The 17,700-nt window shown below is 35.9% G+C and carries 15 protein-coding genes and 2 pseudogenes; 4 read left to right on the top strand and 13 right to left on the bottom strand.

Annotated features, from left to right (window positions below):
* Positions 1 to 107: 107 nt before the first annotated feature.
* The 3 genes from HZY91_RS05060 (at position 108) to HZY91_RS05070 (ending at position 3,251) form a co-directional block, all read left to right on the top strand.
* Entirely contained in the window at positions 108 to 1,391 is a 1,284-nt protein-coding gene (locus tag HZY91_RS05060) for an ABC transporter substrate-binding protein (protein ID WP_197115171.1), read from the top strand.
* Between the two features lie 70 nt (positions 1,392 to 1,461).
* Positions 1,462 to 2,379: a carbohydrate ABC transporter permease gene (locus tag HZY91_RS05065; protein WP_197115172.1), complete on the top strand. Its 918-nt coding sequence runs from the start codon at positions 1,462 to 1,464 to the stop codon at positions 2,377 to 2,379.
* A complete protein-coding gene (locus HZY91_RS05070; protein WP_197115173.1) occupies positions 2,379 to 3,251 on the top strand; it encodes a carbohydrate ABC transporter permease in 873 nt (290 codons plus the stop codon). Before HZY91_RS05065 ends, HZY91_RS05070 begins: the two co-directional genes overlap by 1 nt.
* Before the next feature lie 62 nt (positions 3,252 to 3,313).
* Here the strand turns inward: HZY91_RS05070 and malQ are convergent.
* From malQ to HZY91_RS05130, 13 genes and pseudogenes are all read right to left on the bottom strand, one after another.
* Positions 3,314 to 4,852, bottom strand: a pseudogene (gene malQ, locus HZY91_RS05075) (4-alpha-glucanotransferase); the annotation flags it as partial.
* A gap of 122 nt (positions 4,853 to 4,974) precedes the next feature.
* The gene (locus tag HZY91_RS05080) at positions 4,975 to 5,916 is read right to left on the bottom strand and encodes an NAD(P)H-dependent flavin oxidoreductase (protein ID WP_268888814.1); all 942 of its coding nucleotides are present in this window, start codon (positions 5,914 to 5,916) and stop codon (positions 4,975 to 4,977) included.
* Positions 5,917 to 6,232: 316 nt separating this feature from the next.
* Entirely contained in the window at positions 6,233 to 7,108 is an 876-nt protein-coding gene (locus tag HZY91_RS05085; RefSeq protein ID WP_197115175.1) for an ATP-binding cassette domain-containing protein, read from the bottom strand.
* Positions 7,109 to 7,110: 2 nt separating this feature from the next.
* A complete protein-coding gene (locus HZY91_RS05090; protein WP_197115176.1) occupies positions 7,111 to 7,998 on the bottom strand; it encodes an ABC transporter ATP-binding protein in 888 nt (295 codons plus the stop codon).
* Positions 7,995 to 8,822, bottom strand: a complete 828-nt coding sequence (locus HZY91_RS05095; protein WP_197115177.1) for an ABC transporter permease — start codon at positions 8,820 to 8,822, stop codon at positions 7,995 to 7,997. Before HZY91_RS05095 ends, HZY91_RS05090 begins: the two co-directional genes overlap by 4 nt.
* Positions 8,822 to 9,778 carry an ABC transporter permease gene (locus HZY91_RS05100; protein WP_197115178.1) on the bottom strand — a complete coding sequence of 319 codons (957 nt, stop codon included), beginning with the start codon at positions 9,776 to 9,778 and terminating at the stop codon, positions 8,822 to 8,824. The genes HZY91_RS05095 and HZY91_RS05100 overlap by 1 nt, the downstream gene beginning before the upstream one ends.
* Before the next feature lie 92 nt (positions 9,779 to 9,870).
* Positions 9,871 to 11,409: an ABC transporter substrate-binding protein gene (locus HZY91_RS05105; RefSeq protein WP_197115179.1), complete on the bottom strand. Its 1,539-nt coding sequence runs from the start codon at positions 11,407 to 11,409 to the stop codon at positions 9,871 to 9,873.
* A 663-nt stretch (positions 11,410 to 12,072) separates the two neighbouring features.
* On the bottom strand, positions 12,073 to 12,849 hold the full coding sequence (locus HZY91_RS05110) for a nucleoside phosphorylase (RefSeq protein ID WP_197115180.1): 777 nt from the start codon (positions 12,847 to 12,849) through the stop codon (positions 12,073 to 12,075).
* A gap of 221 nt (positions 12,850 to 13,070) precedes the next feature.
* Positions 13,071 to 13,484, bottom strand: a complete 414-nt coding sequence (locus HZY91_RS05115) for a DUF3278 domain-containing protein (protein ID WP_197115181.1) — start codon at positions 13,482 to 13,484, stop codon at positions 13,071 to 13,073.
* Positions 13,485 to 13,776: 292 nt separating this feature from the next.
* Positions 13,777 to 14,280: a DMT family transporter gene (locus tag HZY91_RS10960; protein WP_328752123.1), complete on the bottom strand. Its 504-nt coding sequence runs from the start codon at positions 14,278 to 14,280 to the stop codon at positions 13,777 to 13,779.
* Positions 14,263 to 14,658 (bottom strand): annotated as a pseudogene (locus HZY91_RS11145) (EamA family transporter); the annotation flags it as partial. The gene HZY91_RS10960 and the pseudogene HZY91_RS11145, both read right to left, overlap by 18 nt.
* Before the next feature lie 270 nt (positions 14,659 to 14,928).
* Positions 14,929 to 15,357, bottom strand: a complete 429-nt coding sequence (gene aac(6') / locus HZY91_RS05125) for an aminoglycoside 6'-N-acetyltransferase (RefSeq protein ID WP_197115182.1) — start codon at positions 15,355 to 15,357, stop codon at positions 14,929 to 14,931.
* Between the two features lie 48 nt (positions 15,358 to 15,405).
* Positions 15,406 to 16,263 (bottom strand): LysR family transcriptional regulator, encoded by an 858-nt coding sequence (locus HZY91_RS05130; RefSeq protein ID WP_197115183.1) that lies wholly within the window; start codon positions 16,261 to 16,263, stop codon positions 15,406 to 15,408.
* A gap of 106 nt (positions 16,264 to 16,369) precedes the next feature.
* On the opposite strand from HZY91_RS05130, the gene HZY91_RS05135 reads away from it, so the two are divergent.
* Positions 16,370 to 17,563, top strand: coding sequence for a coenzyme F420-0:L-glutamate ligase (locus tag HZY91_RS05135; RefSeq protein ID WP_197115184.1), 1,194 nt, complete (start codon positions 16,370 to 16,372; stop codon positions 17,561 to 17,563).
* The last annotated feature ends 137 nt before the right edge of the window (positions 17,564 to 17,700 follow it).

Here is a 17,700-nt window from a genome sequence, read left to right on the forward strand (position 1 = left end):
AATTGAAACGTTACCAAGACAATTTTAACTTCATTTGCAAACGTTTGCAAACAAGTTTTCGAAGATGTATAATCAAGTCATAAATATGACTATACAGGAGGGGTTCGATGTCTCTATTATCAAAATTCTCAAAACTTGCCCTAGTGATGGCTGCCAGCTCTCTAGTTGTCACACCGTCTGTCTCTGCTGCCTCTAAAGATGCCAATGCCTTCACCCTATACTCTAACAAGAGCGAAACACAAGAAGCATTAACAAACTATGCCAAAACGTGGGGAGAAGCTAACGATGTCAACGTTACAATAAAAGTGTGTTCTGGATCTTGTACGCTAGGAGACCAATTAAAATCAGACTTTACTGCTGGAGATGGCCCAGATGTCTTCGTTATTGAAGGACAAGGTGGTTATGATATCTGGGCAGATAAATTAGCACCCCTTGAAGGCGATTGGATTGACCAAACAGAGTTTGAATTTAAACAAGGAGAAGAAGTCTATGGCTTCCCTGTTTCTGTTGAAGGGTATGGACTTGCATACAATGCTGCCCTATTAGAAAAAGCAGGCATTGATCCAGAAAGTTTAAATTCCTTTGAAGCTGTCAAGGCTGCTTTTGAAGATTTGGAGAAACGCAAAGAAGAATTAGGCTTAACAACGGTTGTCGCGAATGCCACAAAAGAAGGTGAAACTTGGATCATGGGGAACCATGACTTTAATGCCTACTTAGGTGGAGGTCTTGAAAATGGAGATCGTTCTATTACCGAACAAGTATTAGCCGGTGAAGCTGATAAAGATCGCATGGCTAAATATGCAGATTGGGTCGAATTATTATTCCAACATACCGATCCACAGATGTTAACCGTTGGAACACAAGAAGATATGGATATTGCTTTTGCTTCTGGCCAAGCCGCCTTCTTACATCAAGGTAACTGGAAAGATCCAAATTTGCAAGAATTGGAAGCCGATTTTGAAATGGGATTCATTCCTTATCAAACACTTGGAGCTGAAGAAAATGCTGATGCTCTCTTCATTGGAGCCCCTTCTTACTATGTGGTTAACAAAGAAACGGCCGCAATGGATGCTATCAATAAGTTCTTCTCTGACATGGTCAATACCCCTGAAGGACAAGACTTTATTGTCAATCAAGCTAATATGATTTCAGCCTTCACTACTACCGAAGAAACACCGGAAGCCCCAATGTCTGCTTTCTTAGCGGAATGGGTAGCTGACGAAAAACCTGTTTATTCCTTTGATAATACTTACTTTATGCCAGATGGCTTTGGTATGAACAATTTAGGACCTGTCTATGGACAATTTGCGCAAGGAAATATTGATAAAGCTGAATTTATTGAATTAATATCAGCTGAAATTGCTAAAGTTCCTGAATTAGCAGGACAATAATTTTATCTGAAGTTATTTGTGCTAACTGAGGAGTTTCTCTCAGTTAGCATTTTTTATGAGGAGGTTCATCATGGTAAGTTCAAATTCACGTAGCAAACGGCAACGTCGCAACTTTATCCTATTAGTAGCACCTGCCCTTTTCTCATTATTAGTGGTCATCTTAATTCCTTTTGTGATGGGAATCTATTATTCCTTTACTGATTGGGGAGGCATCGTTAAACCCGAGGCAAACTTTGTCTTTCTAGATAATTATATGCAATCTTTTGCAGACTCACGTTTCCGTTATTCTTTAATGGTCACGTTTATCTTTGCCTTTTTTAATATTATCGTGATCAATTTAGTTTCTTTTGCTTTAGCCCTTATTGTCTCTAGTCAACTGAAAGGTCGAGATATCTATCGTGCAGGCTTCTTTATTCCTAACTTGATTGGTGGTATTGTTCTCGGTTATATCTGGCAGTTCATCTATAACAATGTTCTCCCTCAAATCGGAGAAGTCATTTCCTTCGATTGGTTAGCCAGCAACCTATTTCTAGCCTCACCGCGTTTAGCCGTCTCTGCACTGGTCATCACTTCTACTTGGCAGTACGCCGGTTATATCATGATGATTTATTATGCAGGCTTACAAAATGTCCCTCAATCGTTGTATGAATCAGCCTCTTTAGATGGAGCTAATGGGTGGCATAAACTTCGTCATATTACCTTACCTATGATTATGCCTGCTTTTACTGTGTCACTATTCTTGACAATCAACAATTCTTTCAAAATTTTTGACGTGAACTACTCTCTGACAGGCGGAGGGCCTTCTATGATGTGGAATAATGAGGCAATCAAATCAACGGAATTTATAACGATGAACATCTATAATACCGCTTCAGTTGAAAATCACCTCGCTTTAGGCCAGGCTCGAGCGGTCATTCTATTCGTTATTTTAGTGGTGATCAGTGTGACCCAGACTACGCTTACTAAAAGACAGGAGGTTGAGATGTAATGAGAATGATCAAATGGCGTCGATTGATCCTAGAAATTCTGGCAGTTCTCGTTTTTGTCCTCTTTATCAGTCCTATTCTTCTTATTACCATCAATGCTGCCAAGTCATCTCGTGAAATCCTGATGAACCCATTATCTTTACCTGAAAATTGGGGGAACATTTGGACAAATTTTCAATCCATCTGGAATAATCCCTCAATCGATTATCCTGGTTCCTTTCTGTCTTCAGTCATTATAACCGTCACTAGTCTTTTCTTAATTTCTCTCGTCAGTTCCTTGGCTGCCTGGGGGCTCGTTCGTTATAAATCCAAATCTTCAACTTTTATTTTTTATTTATTTGTCGCCTCCATGGTCATTCCCTTTCAAGTCGTCATGTATCCACTGATTTCTTGGTTTAAGATGATTTCAGACAACTTTACAGATCCTTTCTTAGGATTCTCACTTCTTCGTTCTTATCCAGGCATTATCTTTGCCTATCTAGGATTCGGAATGGGCATGTCCGTCTTTATGTTCCACGGTTTCCTAAAGGGAGTGCCCCTTGAAATTGAAGAAGCTGCTGAAATAGATGGTGCAAATAAGTTACAAACCTTCTTCTATGTCGTAATGCCCATTATGAAACCTATTTATATTACCATCATTATTCTCAATGGCATTTGGATTTGGAATGATTTCTTACTTCCTATGCAACTCTTGGGAGTTGGTAATGAGATTCAGACCCTCCCCATTGCAATTTCAAACTTTGCAGGGTCCTATACCAAACAGTGGGATATGATCTTGTCATCATCGTTAATGATTATGATTCCGATTATTATTGTCTTTCTCTTTGCCCAGAAACAGATTCTCAAAGGCATGGTAGAAGGATCCATTAAATAAAACAAAAAACTTCTCTCACTGTCATTGAATCGACCAAGTGAGAGAAGTATTTATGATTGAATTTAATTATTAGGTTGAAAAACATCGATAATTGTCTGTTTACTTAGAGTAGGATTTCTTCTGAAATAGGTTTCTGTGAGCGATGAGAGGAATTCTTTGACTTGAGGAGTCAACTGTTCCTCTGTCATTCGCCATTGCCAATTTCCTCCCACCGTAGATGGAACATTCATACGAGCCCGATTATCAAGACTCAATAAATCTTGCATACTATAAATAGCAATGCGACTCGGACTCATCGCAATCCCTCGATTCAAAGCATCTGCCACTGTTTCACCCGGTCGAATCCCTAGATAGTTATCAACTTGTTCCTTCATTGCTTCAGTAGCCGTATCAAGATACCATCCCATCGCTGTCTCATTATCATGCGTCCCTACGTAGGCAATCGTATTCTCACTATAATGATGAGGCAAGTCAGGAGAATCTTCTGCTCCCAAGAAACCAAATTGTAAAATTTTCATTCCTGGAAATCCTGTTGCTTCACGCATCTCAATCACTTCTTGCGTCATGAAACCTAAATCTTCAGCAATAATATCCAGCTGACCGAGAGCATCGTTAACCACTTTAAAGAGTTCATAGCCCGGCCCTTTCACCCAGCTTCCTTCCGCCGCTGTTTCAGCAGAGAATGGCACTTCCCAGTACGATTCGAAGCCTCTAAAGTGATCAATTCTCACAAGATCATATAGTTTAAAGCTTTCTTCAAATCGTCTAATCCACCAATCATATTGATTGTCCTTCATATAGTCCCAATCATAGATTGGGTTCCCCCAGAATTGCCCCTCAGAAGTAAAAACATCCGGTGGGGTTCCCGCAACAACAATCGGTTCAGCAAATTCATCTACTCTAAAATATTCAGGATGGTGCCACATTTCCACACTGTCGTGCGCAACATAAATAGGGATATCCCCTACAATCTGAATATTTTGCTGATTGGCATAGGCTTTCAACTTTTGCCATTGTTGCATAAAGAAAAATTGGGTCACCCGATAATAATCCATTTCTTCAGATAAAATTTGTCGATAATGCTCTAAAGCTGTTTCTTGCCTGAGGCGAATGTCTTCATCCCATTCATACCAAGCTCTTAAGCCAAAGTGTTCTTTAATGGCCATATATTCTGCAAAAGGTTCTAACCATTCATGATTGTCTCCAATAAAGGCCACATATTCCTTAGAGGGACCTTGTTGCTTAAATTGAGCAACTGCTTTCTCTAAGATCTGATGACGATATTTAAAAATCAGCGCATAGTCTACCTGGCTTGAGTCTTGTCCGAAATCAATTCCTTCCAAATCGGATTCCTCTAAAAGCCCTTCCTCAATTAAAAGATCTAAATCAATAAAATAAGGATTACCCGCAGAAGCAGAGAAAGATTGATACGGCGAATCTCCATAGCTTGTAGTCGTCAACGGAAGAATTTGCCAATATGTTTGCTGAGTCTCTTTAAGAAAATCTACAAATTGATAAGCACTCCTACCAAATGACCCAATTCCATATTGATTGGGTAAAGAGGAAATGTGCATTAAAACACCACTCGTTCGATCCATCCTATCTACCTCCTGCTTCTCGTATTTATTCTATTATACTGGATAATCCTAACGATCTCTATTCTTCCACTTCAAAGGATAAATAAAAAAATCAAGCCTCACAAATTCAAGACTTGATAAAAATTTTATTCAATAACCTTATCTGTTAAGCTAGCTAACGTTTCATTAAATTCATTCATAAGATCTGTCATAATTTCATGGCAAGTTCTTAATTCTTTAACTTGACCGATACCTTGTCCACACATCATCGATCCGGACTCGACATTATCCTCATAAACCGCACGATATAAAGATCCCTCGGTTAATCCTGCTAATGCTTCATCTGAAGCTCCCTCATATTCCATTTGGATGTACTGTTCCGTCATCTGATTTGCTAAAAGTCGTACTGCATGGCGACTTCTCCTTCCAGTCACAACAGTCGCCATTTCATCAGCCTCTAGAACCTTTTGCTGAAAATTAGTTTGAATAGGACACTCTTTAGCCGTTAGAAAGAGGGACCCCATTTGAACCCCTTTAGCGCCTAATGCCCACATGGCAGCCATACTAGCACCATCCGCAATCCCTCCTGCCGCAATCACAGGTACCGAAACGGCTTTTACCACTTGTCTCACTAAAGGAAGTGTCGAAACTTGTCCAATATGTCCTCCTGCTTCTTGCCCCTCAGCAATAATAGCATCTACTCCTAAGTCATCCATCTTCTTAGCTAATTTAACATTCGGAACAACCGGAATTACCTTGATATTAGCTGCTTTTAACTTTGGCATGTATGCCTTAGGGGTTCCCGCCCCCGTACTCACTACTGTAATCCCTTCTTCAATCATCACATCGATGAGTTCTGAAATATTAGTCATTTGAAGCATCAAATTGATGCCAAACGGTTTATTCGTCATTGCTTTAACTCGTTTTATTTGTTCACGTAATTCGTCAGCTGACATACCTCCGGAAGCAATAAAGCCCATTCCACCAGCCTCCGCAACGGCTCCAACCAATTCATATCTTGATATATTGGCCATCGCCCCGACGATTATTGGATATTCAATCCCTAACAATTCTCTGATATCCTTCAAAATCCCCACCTCCACCTATGAGTATAAATGTTTAAAAACACAAATAATAGTGAAAGCTTTGTTAAGTTAACATTCTCTTAGTCTAACTTATCCAATAAAAAGAACACTCAGCTAGCTACTAAGTGTTCAAAAGTAAAATTTCTCAAATTATATGAACAAACATATTCTTATAAACATCATAAACCCGTAAGACAATTGAAACCATTGTAGGTGATGACTCCCATTTTGTGAGAAATATTCGACACATTGCTTTCATTCAACTCTTTTAAAAATGATCTATATGATATCTGCCAACTCAAAGTTTTTAGCAAGTGCATTAGTCTTCCATTAAGGCAAAATGGCCCTCATGGACCTCTGTCCATGTACCATCTAATAAATACGATGAATTATTAACGACTTCAAACGGTTGCTTTTTTTTCATACGAGGATCAGGAATAGGAATAGCCTTTAACAAAGTCTGAGTATAAGCATGCACAGGTCTCTCAAAAATATCTTTTGTACAACCCAATTCGACAATTTTACCCTTACACATAACAGCTATACGATCTGCAATATACTTAACAACTGATAAATCATGAGTAATAAATAAGTAAGTAAGCTCCTCTTCTTCCTGCAGATCCATTAGCAAATTGATAATATTTGCTTGAATTGAAACATCTAAAGCAGATACCGGCTCATCACAAACAATAAAATCAGGTTGCGTCGCAACCGCACGTGCAATTCCAATTCTTTGTCTTTGTCCTCCGCTATATTCTCTTGGCAATTTATAGATATCTTCTCCATTAATCCCTACTTTATTTAATATCATTTCAGCCTTATCATATGCCTCTTTCTTACTCATTAACATTTCTAAGGGCTCTGCTACTATCGAAAGCGCTGAACGTCGTGGATTGGTTGAAGAATAAGGATCTTGGAAGATGATTTGCATTGTATTGATAAATGTTCTGTTCTTATGTCGGCTGGAATCGATACGCTCTCCATTTAATAAAATTTCTCCTTCAGTTGCATCATCCAAGCCCAAAATAATCTTACCTAATGTAGACTTGCCAGACCCTGATTCACCTACCAAACCAAGTGTCTCGCCACGGTGAATAGTCAAATTAACATTTCGACAAGCATTTATAGTATTTACAACTCTCCCCAAAGCATCTTTCTTTTCAAATATCTTCGTCAGATTTCTAATTTCAAGCATCTTTATTCCTCCAATTTCCAATGATTCTCAGCCACAAGAATCATTTTCCCTTCCGCCTTCTGCCGTTCATTCAATCTAAACTCTTGCATACTATATAAGCGATTACCTACCCTATTGCCTGGAATTGCTTTTAGTAACTCTTGAGTATATGTATGTGCAGGCTGATAAAAGATAGCTTCAGATGTTCCCTGTTCTACAATTTTTCCATCCAACATCACAATAACATTATCACACATTTGAGCAACTACTCCAAAATCATGAGTAACTAGTAAAACAGTTAACCCTTCTTCTCTTTGGCGTTTACGGATTAACGATAAAATTTGTGCTTGAATCGTCACATCAAGTGCAGTCGTTGGCTCATCAGCAATCAAAATTTTAGGTTTACATAACATAGCCATTGCAACCATAATTCGTTGCCGCATACCTCCTGATAACTCATGTGGATATTGTCCCATCCGATTTTGCGCTTGATCAATTCCTACTTTATTTAACTCCTCAATGGCTAATTTTTTAGCTTCCATATTTGAAACTTTATGATAGCGACGAATCACTTCCATCAAATGATAACCAATCGTTCTTAAAGGATTCAAAGAAGTCATTGGATCTTGAAAAATCATTGCGATAGGCAATCGACGTTTAATAATTTCTCGTTTATTGATTATTTGCCCTTCAAAAGTAAAACGGTCAAAGCGACTTTCTAACTTACCTTCTAAAAGATTCATTATTGCTTTCATCGTCATACTTTTTCCGGAACCAGATTCACCCACGATACCTGTTATTTTACCTTTTTCAATATTTAAATTAATACCCTGTATAATTCTTTGACTTCTAGTTCCTTTTTTGTGAGAAACCACCGACAGATTCTCAACTTCCAATATATCAGACATCAATTTCCGCCTCCAATCATCTCTTGAAATAAATCCCCAATCTTATTAAAAGAAAAGATTGTAAGCATAATAAATACACCTGGAATGAGTGCCATATGAGGTGCCGTCGCAAGAATCGTTTGACCATTTTGAAGTAAACTTCCCCACGAAGCATAAGGAGGTTGAATTCCTAATCCTAAGAAACTCAATGTTGATTCTGTCATAATCGCACCAGCAATACTTCCTGTGGCAGTCACAATCAAAATCGGCAGAACTCCTGGTAAAATATGCCGAATAATAATTTTAAAAGCAGGTAACTTTATAAATCGAGCATAAGTAACATATTCACGTTCTTTCAAGGATAAAGTTTCCGCTCGTATTAAACGAGCAATCCCCATCCAAGAAAAGCAACCAATAATAATGATTATCGTTTTCAATCCTGGTTTCATATATACACTTAATACAATTACCAAGACCAGCCAAGGTATTGATGATAGGACATCAATAAACCTCATTAAAATATTATCAATTACTCCACCAAAATAACCTGATATTAATCCTACACTTGTCCCGATAATAATTGAAGTTAACATTGCTAGTATCCCTACTAGCAATGAAATCTGCCCCCCATAAAGTACTCTTATAAAATAATCTCTACCTATTTGATCCGTTCCAAATATATGTTTTAAACTAGGTGGTTGATTCATATTTAAAACATCTGACTGGTTTGGATCAATTGGAATTAACGGAGCTAAAAGAACTGATAAACATAATAAAACTAATAAAGCAATTGGAATATAATAAGTAGGTTTTTCTTTTAAAACTTGCTTTATTTTTTTTAATGACATTACGATTGCCCCCTTCGAATTCGAGGATCTATCATGCTGTACATTATATCAGCTAATAAATTACCTAAAATAACAAGAATTGCAGATAACATCATAATAGCCATAATAACAGGATAATCCATTTTTCTCGTTGCATCCATTAGATATGGTCCCACTCCTGGCCAGGCAAAAATTCGCTCTGAAATAATTGCCCCTGTCACTAACATTGGTAAGTCCATACCTATACTTGTAATAATCGGCAATAAAGTATTCCGTGAAACATGTCTTGAGAAGATCTCTTTGCGTTTAGACCCAAGAGATTTTTGCACTTGAATATAATCTTCTTGTAATTGATTAATAGCCGTTGCCCGAACATACCGAGCAATCCCTGGCATTAGGACTAACACAAGAATGCTATACGGTAAAATAAAATGATGTAAAAAATCCAATAATGAACCTTCTTTTCCAATCGTATGCATTCCAATTGTTGGTACCCACCGCAACTTAAGACCAAAAAAATAGATAAAAATCATCGCAATCCAAAACGTTGGAACCGAAATTCCTAATGACAGCACTCCATCAATGGTATCATCAATCCACTTCCCACGGTGACTGGCAGAGAACAAACCTAACGGAATTCCAATTATCAATGCTGTAACATAAGCTGGTAGTATCAGCTTAATAGTATTAGGAATACGAGTCGCAAGTTCTTGAGAGATAGGATGGTGAGTGATAATCGAATGTCCAAAATCTCCTTGCAATATATTCTTCAACCAAATAAAATATTGAATCAAAAAAGGTTGATCTAGACCATGCTTTTGTTTCAAAAACTCCACGCGTTCGATAGACATATCAGGAGTCGTTATGGCATCAATCGCATCAAAAGGAGCGATTTGTATCAAAGAAAATACTATCAATGATGTTAGCAATAATAAAGGTATGCTCTGTAAAATCCTTTTAACAAAATATTTAAACATCTTTTCCTCCAAAATAGCTGGCTTAAAACACTAACCTGAATAAATTTAACAGGTAGCATTTAAAACCAGCTTTAATAAATTATAGTTAAGAATTATTCTACAATTTTTAACTTAGACATATCTTCCAAACTATAAATTGGTACAAATTTTGCCTCTTCATAGCCTTGAATACGTTTATTAGAGACAATTATTTTCTTTCCAGTAGCATGAGGGAAGAAAATAGCTTCTTCAGCTATTACAGACTGTAACTCATTATAAATTTCTTTACGTTTTTCAACATCTAATTCTTTTTGACCTGCATTAAATAACTCATCTATTTTATCATTCTTTACATGAAAAATATTAAATGACCCTTCTGAACCAAACATAGCACTATATGCATCCGGCTCTACTCCAAAAACATACCCATTAACAAAAAGATCATATTTTTTAGATTCTGGATCTAACATTTCATTTATAACAGTGGCTTGGTCTGAACCTAATAACTCTAACTCAATCCCAGCTTGTGCTAATTGTTCTTTTAATAAAGTTACCATCATCTCTGTTGTTTTTGATGTTGAATCATATCCAATATTTATTTTTAAGTTGTCAACTCCTGCTTCTTCTAATAAGGTCTTGGCTTTTTCAAGATTGTAATCATAATGTTCTACATCATCATTATAGAATTGATTGGTTTGAGGTAAGAATGAATAAGCTGGTTCATAATATTCTTTATCCTGATAAATCGCTTGATTGATCTCTTCACGGTTAGTTGCATACATTATTGCTTGGCGAACCTTTTGTTCTTGTAAATTATCAGAAGACAAGTTCATACCAATATATCCTATTCCGCCTTCACTATAAGAATAAACATCTAAATCACTTTGACTTAATTCAGCCATATCCATTACACCCACCATACTTGCATCAACTTCCCCCGTCTGTAAAGCCACTTTCACGGCATCAGTTTCAGGAATAATACGGAAAATAATATTTTTTATCCCAGCTTCTCCACCATAATATTGATCATTTGCCTCAAACTTAATATACTCACCATTCTTATACTCTACAAATTTATAAGGACCTGAGCCAATAGGATCAATAGGTAAAGAGCTTTCTGAAAAGTCAGTTACTTCTGAATAAATATGTTCTGGAATAATGTAATTTTCAAAAGACAATTTATTAATAGCAGCTGCTGATACCTCTGGTAAAACAAATTTAACAGTTAAATCATCTACTTTTTCAAAATTAATTTGTTTTTCACCAATCCAAAAGGCATCTGAAGAACCATTTTCTTTTTTAGCTTTTGTAGTATAGGTAAAGATTACATCATCTGCTGTAATCGCTTCTCCGTCAGACCATTTAAGCCCTTCCTTTAATTTCATTTCAGCAGACAAACCATCTTCTGCAATCTCAAATGATTCTGCCAATTCATACTTCGTACTACCATCTTCATTTACACGCATTAATGGAGAGAAAATCATATTTGTATAAGTTAATCCCCAACGATCTGAAGCATTTAGAGGATTAGTAGACATTGGATCTCCAGAAATTGCATACGTAAAGGTGTCTGATTCTTGAGCATTTATACCCAAAGGCAAACTAACCAACATTATTAATGAAACAAAAAGTGCCGTAATAAATTTTCTCATTTAATTAATCCTCCATCTTTAACTTTTAATAATCATCTTCAATATAAATTAGTAACATCCCGTTTCCCATAATTCCTAACAGAAACATACTAACTTCAAATTCATACTCATCTTATAAAATATCATAGATAAAACTCTATCATTAGCCTTTCCTTTTGAACAAGGTGATATACAGATAGACTAAAATGAAGAAAAAAAAGACCAAAGTCCTTTTCACTTGTCACCTCCCTGTATCAATAAAATGTTAGCAATAAAATAAAATTGTATACTTTTCCAACAAAGTGATATCTCTCACAATATTATTTTATTAGAGTCCTCATGGAAAGACTAATTAAAAATACAAATAGATAAAGAATACTACCTTAATGGAAAGACTCGGTCCCATTAAAACAGTATCCATCTATACATAAGTTAATCGCATTATTTCACCGGTTTCTTTTCAGTTACGAATCAACTCTAGTGCTTAAACGTTAATAAACTCACCCGCTCTTTATATAAATCTAAATGTTTATTATTTTCCTTCTCCTATCTTTTATTAATATAATTAATAAATACTTTTTTTTGAAACTTCAGATAATTAATTACTCTATTAAAAACGTCTTTATAAATATTTCCATCTTCTTTATTTAATAAGTTACCATACTATATTTAATTTCTATCCAACTAACTCTCAATATTCACTACCGCATCTAGACACAGTTTCAACGAATATTCAAAAGAGTCTCCTCCCCAGTTGCGTTTATCGTGCTTTTCTATATCCGCTAGAGAATCTGCCGTAAAAAGAATTTGTCCCCAAATCACCTCTCTAAACTCAGCACAGCTCGCCAGACCGGAGCATTCCATTTCCACAACTGAACAGCCTTCTTCGACCCGATACTTCACGATATCTCTCGTTTCTCTAAAGAAACCATCCGTGGTCCACGTTACCACTTCAGTATAATTCAACCCATGATCTATCAAGGTTCTTTCGATGGCTTTTAGTGCCTTTCGATTGACCTCAACATATCTGGTAGGCGGTAAATAATGAAAGCTTGCACCTTCATCTCGCAATGCTTTAAAGGGAACAATAAAAGTATTTTCTGGAATATCTACCAAACATCCACAAGAACCCGCACTCATTATTTCCCTCACTCCCAAAGCAATTAGCCAATCCATAATTTGCACTGCTGCTACAGAGCCCATTGGTGCATGCATAAAACAAACCTCATGTCCTTGATACGTCATCTGATACACATTGTAGATTTTAGTAACCGACTCAAATTCCGTTACTTTTTTAGCCCCATGCTCCTTAGCAAAATCCTCTATCGTTTCTTCACCTAAAAAAGCAAACACGCATTTTGTAGGTAGCTTAGCATGATACTCTTCATCTGTTGGCATGATAACAGCCATTTTCTCATCATCGTATTCTAAAATGGGGATTTCATTTTTATAAAGCGTCATTGGCTTTCCTCTCAAATTCTATTGAAATAAATAATTTATAACTTTTTCATTTACATAACATAATAGGTTAACTGAACAATATCTGTTTTTTAGTAAGGACAATAGAATTGAATTCAAAATTGCCCCTATTATCTTATAGTTTTTTTGGGTGCTTTTAAATAATAATTCATTAATGCCAATCCTATAATACCTATTATATTATAAAGAACCATAGAAAAGCTCTAATTATTAAATAAACTAACTAAGGGTAAAGTATAGCTAAAATATACATTCAGCACTAAAAAGCCAAGTATTGATCTAATAAAGCTCATCCATAAAAAATTCTTACTTTGCGTTTTTGCATTTTGGTTCTGATCGGATTGTCGAAATTCGGAAATAATTTCATTATTATAAGTTGCGATTGTAATGTAAAGACCTACACCGAATAGTGAGACTACCAAACTTGCAAAGGAATAAAGATATAAAACGGTAATTGGGTTCTCATCTAAGCGAGGTGTCACTATTAAGTTAAAGATCAGGTTAAATAGCCACATAAACATAAAAGCATTATTCCCTATCCTATTTACCTCAGTCTTAACATTTTCAGGGGGATCCACACTAAAATTATATAAGTGATTAAATATTTTTTGCTTCATTAAAAAACTCCTATATCATTTTACAATTGGAAAACAATTAGACGCTTTCATTTCATGAAAAGCTTTATTCAATTGTAACCTTTATCGCTTTATTTTAAAGTCTTATTATATCGATTTTATAATAAGACTTTTTCAAATAAGGTAAAAGAATTGAAAATTTATTAAGAGTCATTGTTATACAATATACAGACTCAACTAAATTGAAAATAAATTTCACTGAGGGCATCTATACCAATGAACCACATCAAAAAAACCACCTAAGCAACAATTGCTTAGGTGGTTTTCAAAAAATTTATTCAGTTGAGGAAGGCTCCTTGATTGGCTTCAATTCAACAATAAGGATTCCACAGAAAATTAGAATACCTCCTAGAATCATTGTCATCACTACTGGTTCTCCTAACAGGAGAATTGCCGTTAGCATACCGAAGAAGGCTTCTGTTGATAAGATAACTGCTGACTCCCCACTCGTTGTATACTTTTGTGCAGCCGTCTGTAAGCCATAGCCCACTAAGGTTGCTACAATCCCGATATATAATATTGGCATTAACGATTGCGCAGTGAAAGTCATATGGGTCTCACCTAAGAAGATGGTTGCAATCCAGCTTAGAACAGCGGCGGTTCCCATTTGTAACAGCATGACAACCCAGTTTGGCATCCCATCCCCATAATGATCCGTATAGAAAATATGAGCCCCAAAGAATACAGCACCTGCTAAAGAGAGAACATCACCAAAGTTAAAAGCTAATTCGCCAACTCCTCCAGCGAAGGAAGTAAAACCAATCCCAATTAAGGAAATTAGAGCTCCTAATAAGGCATTTTTTGAAAGGTTTTGCCGTAAAACAATCCAAGCGATAAATGGAACTAAGATCACATTCACTGCCGTTAAGAAAGAGTTTTTAGACGTCGTAGTGAATTCTAAACCTTTTGTTTAAAAGTAAGCCATAAATAAGATAGCTCCAATCATTATCCCTTTAATCAAATCGCCCTTACTAATTTGTCTCAACTTTCCAAAATTCATAATAAGCAGAATAATAAATGCAATAGTAAAACGTAGGGCAATCACTTGAAAGGTAGTAAAATATTCCAATGCCATTGAGGAAAAAGTGAATCCCGATCCCCAAATAATAGCAGTTAACAATAAACCTAATTTACCTAATAAGTTTGTGTTCTTCATAAAGACCTCCAATATTTAAACTTGCCCTTATTATATCAAGTAAATATTTACCCTACAATTTTGACACATCATCTTTATTTCATAGATGGGTCTAATCCCTCAGGCATCTCAGTCGTCCATCTTCTAAAACAGATAGCAGTCTTGGATTTGACCCTCTCTCCTAAATTTCATCGAACCTCAAAAAATGATAATTTCAACATAAATAATCGACGATAGATTTCCCTACCGCCTCAAGATAAAGTCTTGATTTATCTACTTGTAAACTAGATTTTATAGGGTTTTCTTAAAGCAAATCATTCTATTTACCTCTTTAAACCCAATATTTAAATGAAACTTTAGAGAATTTGTGTTAGCCAGTTCACAATCACTGGCAAATTCTTTACATCCTTTTGACCTAGCCCATGCTTCGCATTCTTTGCATAAACTACTGGCAATTCCGTTCATTCTATGTTTTTCGTCTACCACAATTCCTTCAAGATAGCCTACTGGACTAGCGTCGCACCCCTCAACATAGTCATTTCTTAAAGAACATAAAGCAAGTCCAAGACATTCTTCTCCAGAAATATTAGTGAATACAGCAGTCGTAGTCCCAACAATGTAAGTTTCTAGTTCAACAATTGACTCTTCTAAAGACAAATCTGGCCATAATTGGTTTATCAATATTGCCATTCTATTAATATCTTTGAGACTTGCTTGCATAAAATTTACTCCTTTCAAAATCTGATCGATAGTCATTTGAAATATCGGCTAGTGGTTTAAAGTATTTATAAATGCTTTAGCTGCTAATGACAAATCTGTCTTTTTCTTATAATAATATCCAACATCTCTTGTCGGGAGTTCTATATTAGAATCAATCACATATAATCCTTCAACTAATTCCTTAGATAGAATAGCAATTCCCAAACCTTGTATGGCAAACTCTGCAAGTAACTCATAGTTAGCCAACTCCACTTCAGGTTTTAGAGTGATATTTTGACGCATTAACATTTTGTTTATTTCTTTTCTAGTCTGACTTTTGTCATCTAGCAACATGATTTTAACTTCATCAATGTTTTCAGATGTTAAAGGTTGAGGAACTTTTTTTAAATACTCCTCAGACGTAACAAAAACTTCATGCAAGGTCATCAATGTCTTAAACTCTATCTCATCTGGATGCTTGGGTTCAAACCCGATAACAAGGTCTATTTCACCGTTCAAGAGCATGTTTTCTAATTCCATAGAAGTGCCATTTTTGATACTGATACGTAATTCAGGATTTATTTGAGAAAATTCCTTTAAATGCCTGGGTAATATATACCTTGATATCGTGTCAGATGCGCCTAATCTCAGGTTCCCCCATTCCAGTGACTTCATTTCTTTTATCCTTAAATTAGCTTTTTCTAATTGCTGGATACCTGTTTTTACCAAATGATAAAATTCTTGGCCTTCTGTTGTTAAAGAAACCCCTCGAGATTGCCTTGTAAAAAGCTTACAATCAAGTTCTTGTTCTAATTGTGCTATCATCTGTGATACCGCTGGTTGACTTAGAAATAATTCTTCAGCCGCCTTCGAAAAGTTCCCTTTTTCAGCAACAGCTACAAATATTTGATAGAGATTCATATTCATTTGTGATATTACTCCTACTTATATCTATTCTCGATATTATTTATTATATTTATATCACTTTTTGCATTATAATGCTATTATGATCTTAATTTTAAAGGAGATACTTATGGAAAGATTAGTAGGAACAGTCGTTAGAGGTTTGCGTTCTCCAATATTTAAAGCGGGCGATGATTTAACTCAGTTAGTTCCCGATATTTTAGATAAATTTTACACCAACGAAACTATTGAAATTGGTGAAAAAGATGTCGTTGCCATCACCGAAAGCGTTGTTGCTAGAGCTCAGGGTAACTATGTGACGATCGACCAGGTAGCTTCAGATATCAACAAGAACTTTAAAGGACAAGAAGTTGGAGTCATATTCCCAATCTTAAGCCGTAACCGTTTTGCTACTATCTTAAGAGCCATCGCTAAGTCTGATATTAAGAAAGTTATTCTTCAGCTATCATTCCCTTCTGATGAAGTGGGTAACCATTTGATATCAGTCGAACAGATGGATGAAGCGGGATTAGATCCATACAAGGATACCTTAACTGAAAAGCAATATCGTGACTTATTCGGCATTCAGAAGCATGAGTTCACTGGTATTGATTATGTATCATACTACAAAGAAATAGTTGAATCATTCGATAAAGAATGTGAAATCATCTTCTCTAATAGTCCATTAACAATCTTAGAACATACTCAATATGTCATTAACTGTGATATCCATACTCGTAAGCGCACGAAGGCACTCTTATTAAAGAATGGTGCTAAATGCGTTTGCAGCTTAGATAACTTAATGAATGAATCCATTGATGGTTCTGGTTATAACGCTGACTACGGTCTATTAGGATCAAATAAATCGACTGAAGATACCATTAAATTATTCCCTCGTGAATGTAATGAACTCGTCTTGGCGATCCAGTCAAAAGTTAAGAAGAGAACGGGTAAGACCATCGAAGTGATGGTTTATGGAGATGGTGCTTTCAAAGATCCAGTAGGAAAGATTTGGGAATTAGCGGATCCCGTTGTATCGCCTGGATATACCAAGGGATTAGAAGGAACTCCAAATGAATTAAAATTAAAATACTTAGCTGATAATGACTTTAAGGATTTAGAAGGAGAAGAATTAAAGGAAGCGATAAAAAACGCGATTAATTCTAAGGAAGATAATCTTGTAGGTCAAATGGCCACTCAAGGAACGACACCTAGACAATTAACAGACCTTTTAGGGAGCTTATGTGATTTGACTTCAGGCTCTGGCGATAAGGGGACTCCAATCGTATATATTCAAGGTTACTTTGATAATTATATAAACTAATAGATAAAAAGCGTCTGGATTTTTTCCAGACGCTTTTATTTACTCTATTGTTAACCCCTTAATTTTCCAACATTTTTTAAACGTCGTACCAAAATTCATAGTTACCTTTAAAGTTTAAAATCATAAAATATCCATAG

It is taken from the genome of Facklamia lactis (assembly GCF_015863205.1).
GTDB classification, from domain to species: Bacteria; Bacillota; Bacilli; order Lactobacillales; family Aerococcaceae; genus Facklamia; species Facklamia lactis.

Bases quoted from the DNA above. Each gene is read 5' to 3' on its own strand.
- HZY91_RS05070 (WP_197115173.1), top strand. From the start codon at position 2,379: ATGAGAATGATCAAATGGCGTCGATTGATCCTAGAAATTCTGGCAGTT.
- HZY91_RS05095 (WP_197115177.1), bottom strand. From the start codon at position 8,822: ATGTCATTAAAAAAAATAAAGCAAGTTTTAAAAGAAAAACCTACTTAT.
- HZY91_RS05105 (WP_197115179.1), bottom strand. From the start codon at position 11,409: ATGAGAAAATTTATTACGGCACTTTTTGTTTCATTAATAATGTTGGTT.
- HZY91_RS05085 (WP_197115175.1), bottom strand. From the start codon at position 7,108: ATGCTTGAAATTAGAAATCTGACGAAGATATTTGAAAAGAAAGATGCT.
- HZY91_RS05110 (WP_197115180.1), bottom strand. From the start codon at position 12,849: ATGACGCTTTATAAAAATGAAATCCCCATTTTAGAATACGATGATGAG.
- HZY91_RS05130 (WP_197115183.1), bottom strand. From the start codon at position 16,263: ATGAATATGAATCTCTATCAAATATTTGTAGCTGTTGCTGAAAAAGGG.
- HZY91_RS05115 (WP_197115181.1), bottom strand. From the start codon at position 13,484: ATGAAGCAAAAAATATTTAATCACTTATATAATTTTAGTGTGGATCCC.
- HZY91_RS05065 (WP_197115172.1), top strand. From the start codon at position 1,462: ATGGTAAGTTCAAATTCACGTAGCAAACGGCAACGTCGCAACTTTATC.
- HZY91_RS05100 (WP_197115178.1), bottom strand. From the start codon at position 9,778: ATGTTTAAATATTTTGTTAAAAGGATTTTACAGAGCATACCTTTATTA.
- HZY91_RS05135 (WP_197115184.1), top strand. From the start codon at position 16,370: ATGGAAAGATTAGTAGGAACAGTCGTTAGAGGTTTGCGTTCTCCAATA.
- HZY91_RS05060 (WP_197115171.1), top strand. From the start codon at position 108: ATGTCTCTATTATCAAAATTCTCAAAACTTGCCCTAGTGATGGCTGCC.